Origin of the sequence: Myroides injenensis M09-0166 (genome assembly GCF_000246945.1) — a bacterium.
GTDB classification, from domain to species: Bacteria; Bacteroidota; Bacteroidia; order Flavobacteriales; family Flavobacteriaceae; genus Flavobacterium; species Flavobacterium injenense.
In genome coordinates this window covers 1-1,150 of the sequence record NZ_BAEX01000168.1, presented here as the reverse complement: position 1 = coordinate 1,150, position 1,150 = coordinate 1, and the positions used below count along the sequence as shown (strand labels likewise).

Below are 1,150 nucleotides of genomic sequence, written 5' to 3'. Positions count from 1 at the left end.
GAAAACGTTAAGCGAAAGACGTTCTAGCAACACTTAAATTTTTATTTGGCATATTATTTGAACAAAACCAAGATGGAAACCAAATTATGATTGATATTTTGAACTAGTATAAGGAGTGAGCGTTTTGAAGGTAAGTATATTGGTTGCGTTGATTATTACTTCAATTATTCTCGCTTCAGTTGGAATCATATCAGTATATAGACCAAAGATAATCGGAACAGAATTTGTTTGGAATAAATCTAGCAGATTCTATGTGCTGAAGCCTATTGAGCCAACGAATAACTTCTATCTCCGCTATATAAAGATAATCGGAGTCGGATTTATATTATCAGGTTTGATATTATTGATGATTTCAATAATCTATTTCTTTAATCCGTCTATACTAGAAATAACATGATTAAGATATAAAAAGGCTTCATATTTATAAGAGATCAGTACAAAGGTGGACGACAAAATGATAATACAGATGAATAAGGAAACTGTTGAAATAGTAAGCAAACTGGCAAATAAATTATGGTCAGAAGCTGACTATAATGATTTGTATGAGGATTTCCAAGAGATTATTGATAAAAATGATGAGATTTGCTTATTAATATATGAAAATGGAATTCCAGTTGGATTTATACATGCTTCAACGAGATATGATTATGTTGAGGGAAGCCAAGGTTCTCCTGTCGGATATATTGAAGGAATATATGTTGAAGACAACCATAGAAGAAAAGGGTATTCAAAAAGATTGGTAAAAGAAGTTGAAAAATGGGCAAAAAATAAAGGCTATTCCGAACTGGCATCAGATTGTGAACTGGAAAATGAGGACAGCATTGCATTCCATAAAGGTGTAGATTTTGCAGAAGCAAACCGGATAGTATGTTTTATTAAGGAAATATAGACAGCGGCGTTAAGGCAGGAACGTCCTTCGCTTAACTTCGAACTTACGCCATTGCCCGGTTGTCACGCCTTTTGCGGTGAGACTTTGCAAAAGTCCCGCCAAGTCCATTCCTTCGGAACTGGACAGGCAACGGCGTAAGTTCGCCTCTCGTTGTACGACATAAGTAAAACCGAACCAAACAAAATGAAAGTCAGAGAAGAAAAGTTAAGAACAATTATAGAATGGTCGGAGAAAAACGAAGATGTAAGAGATACTACGTGT

1 protein-coding gene is annotated in these 1,150 nt (G+C 35.0%); it reads left to right on the top strand.

The genetic code is table 11. The features are described 5' to 3' along the window. Positions 1-466 precede the first annotated feature (466 nt). Positions 467-889, top strand: coding sequence for an aminoglycoside 6'-N-acetyltransferase (gene aac(6'), locus RH98_RS14995; RefSeq protein WP_202801263.1), 423 nt, complete (start codon positions 467-469; stop codon positions 887-889). The last annotated feature ends 261 nt before the right edge of the window (positions 890-1,150 follow it).